The following is a 6,479-nucleotide window of genomic DNA, read 5'->3' as shown; positions in this document are numbered from 1 at the left end:
AATTTAAATTTAGAAAATTATGAAGGTATTGAGTTTATGGTCGGTTTGGATACCGACAAGGAAAAGTATACAGTGGGTTTTACAGCTGGTGATTGTGTTATTGGTTTGGTATACAGCGCCGCTGGTGTTTGATTTGCCGCAGGGGAATTCTTTTGAGATTGCAAAGAGCATAGGCTTGATGCTGGTATTGGCGCTAGTGGCGTTTGTGGTTGTCATTGCAGTTTGCTGGTGGTTGCTGAATAGAATGTTGGTGGCGTTGGCGCTGCCAGGCACTGGGGATATGGTTTTATATTTTTATGAATTGGAGTTATGGGAGCAGGTAAGGGTTTGTTTTGGGCTGTTTGCATTGTTTGTATTTGCAGCAGTAGGGGTTATAGTAGCGGTGTTGTAGATTATGAAAGGGTTATTAGAATCGCCAGAAAAGAAATTGGCGTGGTGGAAAGAACTGGTAAAAACGATGGTGCCAGAATTGCTGAATATATTGCTTACTGTAATATTAAATCGCCGGCGCCGTACTGCGCGGCGTTTTTAAGTTGGTGCTTCGGGCAAGCGGGATATTCACAGCCACGAACGGCATGGTCGCCTTCTTTGTTTCCGGCTTCGAGGTTGGTTAAGGAGCCTGAGCCTGGAATAGTTTATGGGCTTTACTATACCAGTTTGGGTAGAATAGGCCATTGTGGCTTAACGGAAAGTGTAAGAAGCGACTGGATTTATGGACTCGAGGCCAATACGAATTTGGCGGGGAGCAGAGAGGGACAGGGTGTTTTTCGGAAAATAAGGCATAAGAGGACGATTGCTAAATATGCGGATTGGATAAAGTAAAATTTTATGGGAATTTTAAAACAAGGAGTATTTGGTGAGGTAAGTGGAAGGATAGGGAATAAAGTATACTATATGCTGAGGGGAGAACTGGTAGGGCGTATGATTGGGCGGAATGTAAAACCGCCCTCCATAAAACAACTGGCTAACAGACAAAGAATGAAAGTTGTGATTGAGTTTTTGAAGCCGATTCAGCAGTTTATACAGATGGGGTTTGGATTGGAGGCGGCAAAGAGAAATGTATATCCGCATAATGCGGCTGTCGGATATAATAAGAAGTACGCACTGCAGGGTGAGTTTCCTGAGATAGAAATTGATTATGAGAAGGTATTGCTGAGCAAAGGAACATTGATTGGTCTGACTGATGTTTCGGTGAGGATAGTTGGCAATGAGGAAGATGGAGTGTCGCTATGGTTTGATTGGGTAGTATCTCCCGAAGACCGGGATTGGCCAAGATGCAATGATCAGGTGATGCTGATGGCTTATTTTCCGGAAGAGGTAGATGATTATCCGGCTTGCTACAATATTGCGGGAGCGAAACGGCAAGCTGGACAGGATGTGTTGGTGCTGCCGCTTTATATTGAAGGAAAACCTATGGAGGTTTATATTGCGGTGATTACTGAAATGAGATCAGATGTATCGGATAGCCAGTATTTGGGGAGGGTTATGACTTAAAATCTGACCTCTAGTCCTGCATAATAATTCCTGACCGGTGCAGCATTGAAATATCTTCCTCCAAAAGCATTCAGGTCATTTCCAAGGCTGTACTTTTGATTCAGCAGATTATCTGCCACTGCAAAAACCCCAATATTTGTTTTTCCAATCCTCAGGTCTCTAACTCCAATTTTTGCCTGTAGCAGATGATATTCCTTTGCATAAGCAGAATTGGCATCGTTGAGCGGAATACTGGAAGTATAATTGTGCTGCAGGAACAGATAGGATTTTTTAGGCAGTTGAAGATCCATATTGCTCACCAGGGTAGTCTTTGGTACACCTGTAAGTTCATTGCCGGAAAAATCATCTGTACCGTTCAGGTAGTCTTGAAATCTGAAATGGCTGAAGGTATAGGCTGTTCGCAATTGTAAGCCTCTGATTATTCCGGAACTCTTAGAAGGGACAATGGCAATTGACAATGCGCTTTCAATACCCAGTTGTTTAGTTCCCCCGGCATTGATGAAATATTCTGTGTTGTTCTCATTCAAACGTCTGACAATGGCATTTTTCAAATGATAAGAGAAGCCTGTAAAGTCTAAAAATGCCCTGTTATTTTGACTTTGAATTCTAAAGCCCGCCTCATAATTCCAGCCATGCTCCGGTTTCAGATCTACGTTGATGACATTGTCGGAAGCCCTTACTTCACTTAGTGTAGGAGGAGAGTATCCTTTGCTCAATGAAGCACGAAGGGAAAACTGCTCGCCAATTAAATAGGAAACTGCTGCTCTTGGCATGAGCTGTAAATCAAATTTATTGGTTTTCTGCGGAATAGCTATAGGTGCAATGCTTCGGTATCTATATTGATAAAGATTGGCACTGGCTGATAATTCAACGAGCAACCGATCAAAGAAATCTGCACTAAGATGTACAAAAGCAAAGTTTGAAGCTGCCTTTAAATCATCTGAGGCCTGATTGGTTGTGTACCTTCCTTTGTCATTGTTGTAGTTGTCAAAATTGGTGGAAGTCTGCATACTTTCCAGCCCCAGGTTGAACTTCCAGTTTGCATTCCTCTTTTGCTGCGCATATTCCAGGTACGACCTCAACCCCAGTGTAAACTCATCTCTTTTTTCGTAATTGCTGATAAATGGGTTCTTGAAATTGGTATAGGAAGTGAATACGGCCAGTACATGTCTGAAATTTTTACTGATCTGCCAATCGTGAGAAACTCCTCCGTATAGCGTTTTGCTGTAGATTCCTGCCTGCTGTTCAATTGCACTTTTTGAGATACCAGCGGCGGGACGTGATGCTCTCGGATTTAAATCGTATTGTGCCGCTGTTAATCCCCCGGGTGTGTTGTAACGGAGATCCGAATAAAAGATCAGAGATTTTAAACTTGCATTGGAAGCATAGGCGATGTTCTGGAGAATTTGAAAGTACTTTCTTTCCATAGCACTGTGATCGCGGTAGCCATCGCTTTGCTGGTAGGCCTGGGTAATGCTTAATCCATAATTGCCCGACTGGTGCTGTAGGTTTACATCTTCCCGGAAGGAACCAAAAGAGCCTGCTTCAGCTTTTAATCCGACAGCGGTGCTGTCAATTGTAGGTTCCTTTGGGTCAATTAAAATTACACCTCCGGAATTAGCTCCGAAAATGTTGCCATGCGGACCTTTTAATACTTGTATTTGTGATGTGCCGGCTACATCAAGTGCATTCAGGTAAGTATTGCCTCCGGCATCTGTAAGTGGAAAATCATCGAGATAGATTTTCACGTTTCTAACGCCGAAAGGCGACCTTAATAGACTGCCGCGTATGGAAAGCCTGTAGCTGCCTGGTGAACGTTCCTCCATACGAACGCCAGATAGGGTATTGATGGCGCTGACAAAGGAAGTAGCTGGTTGTTTGCTCAGCGCTTCCTGGTTCAGGATTCCGATAGAACCTGTAGACCGTAGCAGGGGCTGGCTGCTGAAATAAGGTTTGATGATGACCTCATCCAGTTTACGGGTGCTGTCGGGTTTGGTCTGCGCCAGACTTATTGACGCGGTAAGTATAAAGCTGGCTGTTAAAAATGATCTCATCTCTAACAAATCTAGAACTTACCGCGTAATAATAGGCTTAGTAACCGGTTATTTACCTTTGTATATATTTATTTTATACTGATAGGTTAGCAGAAAATATCTTTTTAAAATTTCCTGCTCAGATATACTTACCGCATTGTTGTAAGCATACCTTGATACAGAGATATTTTGATCCAGTAGATCGTAAACGGATAACTTTAATTGCCCCCTGTCTTTCTTCAACATTTGCAGTGTCAGTGCAAGATTCAAAATATTGGCGCTTTTTGAAAATCCCTGCGAAATCTGCGGGTTGTAGTTGTAATTGTACTTGGCGTCAAAAATGATTTTTTTAGGCCAGCGCAGACTAAACTCGGTACCCAGCGTATGTGTATAGGTATTGATGGCTTTATAGGCTACATCTTTATATTCTGTAATGGATTTTCTGAAATCATATTTTGTATTGATACTCAAAAGGGAATTATAGTTGAAATTTATTCCCTGGCCTATACCAAAGCTGTAATTGTATTGAACTCCTTCATCCTGATTTAAGAAAAAGGGATTACGCTGGATGTTTGCATTCAGGTTTGCATTCAGTCCAATTTGCCAGTTTTGAGATTTTTTAAACTGCTTACCTATATTCCCTCCAAAGTAACCATACATCCCTCCGTCTTTGTTGATGGTAGTACTGGTAGTAGCCCCATTGACATCAATTGTATTCTTATTTACAGCCGTATTATTTGAAAAATTGATGCCTGTATAGCCATTGTAATTGAGCTGTTTTTCATGATTGTATTTGTAAAAGTTTCCTGAAAATTCGTAGGTGTGTTTTGGTTTCAGGTCTGGATTTCCTATCGATTTATACAGTTGACTGTATTCGCGAACTATCGGCTGCATTTGAGAGATTTGAGGTTGCTCTATGCTTTCGCTATAACTGACGGAGAAACTAGGTCCATCAAAAGATACTGTTGGGAGCAGGTTAAAGTAGTTTTGGTGTTGGTCCTTTATTGTACTGTTAAATTTGTTGATGACGTTTTGCCATTCCGCATTCACCCCAACTCTTAGTGAATATTCATCATTGAATTGATAAGCCAGCTGCGGTCTAAAGTTTTGAACCCAGGTATTCCTTTTTAACAAATTACTTTGATTGGGTAAAAAGGAGTCGTAAATGCCTGTTTGAATATTTTTGTCAAACGTAGAAAGCGATTCTGTTGAAGTTGAATAGTTTGTGCCTGTCTTCAACTCTGCAGTTAACTTTTTGACAATAGGGTAGTCGTAGTTGACGGATAAATCAGCTGAATTGGATTTTGTATGATTATCTCCATAACGGTCGAGCACCTCTGATCGGATATCATCCGTAAAGGATTTAATATCGTTTATGGAGTAGTTGTCGGAATTGGCTTTGTTCAAAGAAAGAGAGTGGGTAATGTTCAAAGATTCTCCTTGTTTTTTTAGCCGCCTGTAATAGGAAAATGAATGAGAAAATGCGGTAGAATTATTATCAGAGCGTGTAGAACCCTTTGATTCGTTCAGCAGCGGTTTAAGGGTATTGAAACTATTTCCGGATGATGTATTTCTTTCACGCTGACCATTGAGATCTAGTTTCGGCTCATATCTGAATTGATTCAGTGTATCAGGATTCCATACTATTTGTCCCCCAATTGCGTGTTTATTGCTGATGTCCGAACTTTGATATAGTGAATTGGAGGTAAGTTTCGTTTCGGCTATGGATTGCTCATTAAATGAGCTTCCATTGTAAGTTTTTTCAGTATTGGTATAAAAATAAGTCAGGTTCATTTTTAACTTCTTACCATAATCGTTGTTGATATTTATACCTCCGGATGCCACTTTTTCCATAGCACCGCCCCATCCTCGGCCACCAAAAGTGCCATCGTATACCTGGGAACCACCAGACCTGTTGAAGCCGCCCATATTGTACAGCTCATCCTGAGAAAAGCCTGTTTTGTTCAGGTTATTTCCCAAGCCAATGATACTTACCTGTAGGGTATCTCTGAAATTGCTTAGAATCCCTCCGGCTTCATATCTGTCGCGGGTTCCGCCACCACCATACAGCTTACCGAGGGTGCTTTTCTTAATTTTGCTTTTTAATTTCAGATTAATAATCTTACCGACTTTTGTAGCGCTGACTTTATGGTCGGGGTCATTTTCCCGGTCATCATATACCTGGATCTTATCAATCAGGTCAGCATCCAGATTTTTAGTGGCTACTTTCGGATCAGTACCAAAAAATTGTTTTCCATCTATAAGCAGTTTGCTGATTGCTTTCCCATTGACCAGGATAGATCCGTCGTTATTGACCTGTACTCCGGGTAGTTTTCTCAATAGCTCTTCTACAACTGCATTGGGTCTGGTTTTGAAGGCCTCAGTGTTGAATTCAATGGTGTCTTTCTTGACCACTATTGGTGAGCGTTCACCTTTAATTACGACTTCATTCAGGTTATTGCCGCTAAAAAGAATAGTGCCGAAGTCCCTGGTTTCACCTTTTATTAAATTCAGGTTTTGGCGAATGGTTTTATAGCCAACATAGGAAATGATCAGTTTTGTAGGTCTGTCGGTTGGTAGACCGGAAAGGGTGAACCCACCTTTTTTATCACTCAGCGTATAGGAGATGAGTGAGGTGTCTTTTGCGTTTACCACCGCAACGGTTGCATATTCAAGTGGATTTTTTGTCAGTGAATCAGCCAGTATACCCTTTATTGCCGATTTGTTTTGCGCATAGCTTCCTGCAGCTACAAATAGCAGCATCAGAGAGACGATAATTTTGTTCATTTGGTTTTGTTTGTGTGTGTTGTTTGTTTGGTAATACCGGTGTTTGCAGTAAAGCCCAATATTACCAATTTGTAAAATATCCCTGTGTTAAATAGTGTTAAACGTTTGTCGGGGTATTTGATATAAAAAGGGAAAAGATGTTACAGAACATCAGGATTAACTCAT

5 protein-coding genes are annotated in these 6,479 nt (G+C 41.3%); 3 read left to right on the top strand and 2 right to left on the bottom strand.

Going from position 1 to position 6,479, the window contains the following annotated elements:
- The first annotated feature begins 19 nt into the window (after nt 1–19).
- From R2Q78_RS21060 to R2Q78_RS21050, 3 genes are read left to right on the top strand one after another with little or no spacing between them, the layout of a single operon-like run.
- Complete coding sequence (locus R2Q78_RS21060) at nt 20–391, top strand: hypothetical protein (protein ID WP_316794552.1); 372 nt, start codon at nt 20–22, stop codon at nt 389–391.
- Nucleotides 310–822, top strand: a complete 513-nt coding sequence (locus R2Q78_RS21055; RefSeq protein ID WP_316794551.1) for a peptidoglycan-binding protein — start codon at nt 310–312, stop codon at nt 820–822. Before R2Q78_RS21060 ends, R2Q78_RS21055 begins: the two co-directional genes overlap by 82 nt.
- Nucleotides 823–828: 6 nt before the next feature.
- The gene (locus R2Q78_RS21050) at nt 829–1,494 is read left to right on the top strand and encodes a DUF6266 family protein (RefSeq protein WP_316794550.1); all 666 of its coding nucleotides are present in this window, start codon (nt 829–831) and stop codon (nt 1,492–1,494) included.
- Here the strand turns inward: R2Q78_RS21050 and R2Q78_RS21045 are convergent.
- Nucleotides 1,491–3,548, bottom strand: a complete 2,058-nt coding sequence (locus R2Q78_RS21045; RefSeq protein WP_316794549.1) for a TonB-dependent receptor — start codon at nt 3,546–3,548, stop codon at nt 1,491–1,493. The genes R2Q78_RS21050 and R2Q78_RS21045 overlap by 4 nt on opposite strands.
- A gap of 48 nt (nt 3,549–3,596) precedes the next feature.
- Nucleotides 3,597–6,314 carry an outer membrane beta-barrel protein gene (locus R2Q78_RS21040; RefSeq protein ID WP_316794547.1) on the bottom strand — a complete coding sequence of 906 codons (2,718 nt, stop codon included), beginning with the start codon at nt 6,312–6,314 and terminating at the stop codon, nt 3,597–3,599.
- Nucleotides 6,315–6,479 lie beyond the last annotated feature (165 nt).

It is taken from the genome of Pedobacter frigoris (assembly GCF_032678645.1).
Lineage (GTDB): Bacteria > Bacteroidota > Bacteroidia > Sphingobacteriales > Sphingobacteriaceae > Pedobacter > Pedobacter frigoris_A.
The sequence above is the reverse complement of the archived record's forward strand: the minus strand, read 5'-3'. Positions and strand labels throughout refer to the sequence as shown.

Excerpts from the sequence above, each read along its gene's own strand:
- R2Q78_RS21050 (WP_316794550.1), top strand. The coding sequence starts at position 829 with ATGGGAATTTTAAAACAAGGAGTATTTGGTGAGGTAAGTGGAAGGATA.
- R2Q78_RS21040 (WP_316794547.1), bottom strand. The coding sequence starts at position 6,314 with ATGAACAAAATTATCGTCTCTCTGATGCTGCTATTTGTAGCTGCAGGA.
- R2Q78_RS21055 (WP_316794551.1), top strand. The coding sequence starts at position 310 with ATGGGAGCAGGTAAGGGTTTGTTTTGGGCTGTTTGCATTGTTTGTATT.
- R2Q78_RS21060 (WP_316794552.1), top strand. The coding sequence starts at position 20 with ATGAAGGTATTGAGTTTATGGTCGGTTTGGATACCGACAAGGAAAAGT.
- R2Q78_RS21045 (WP_316794549.1), bottom strand. The coding sequence starts at position 3,548 with ATGAGATCATTTTTAACAGCCAGCTTTATACTTACCGCGTCAATAAGT.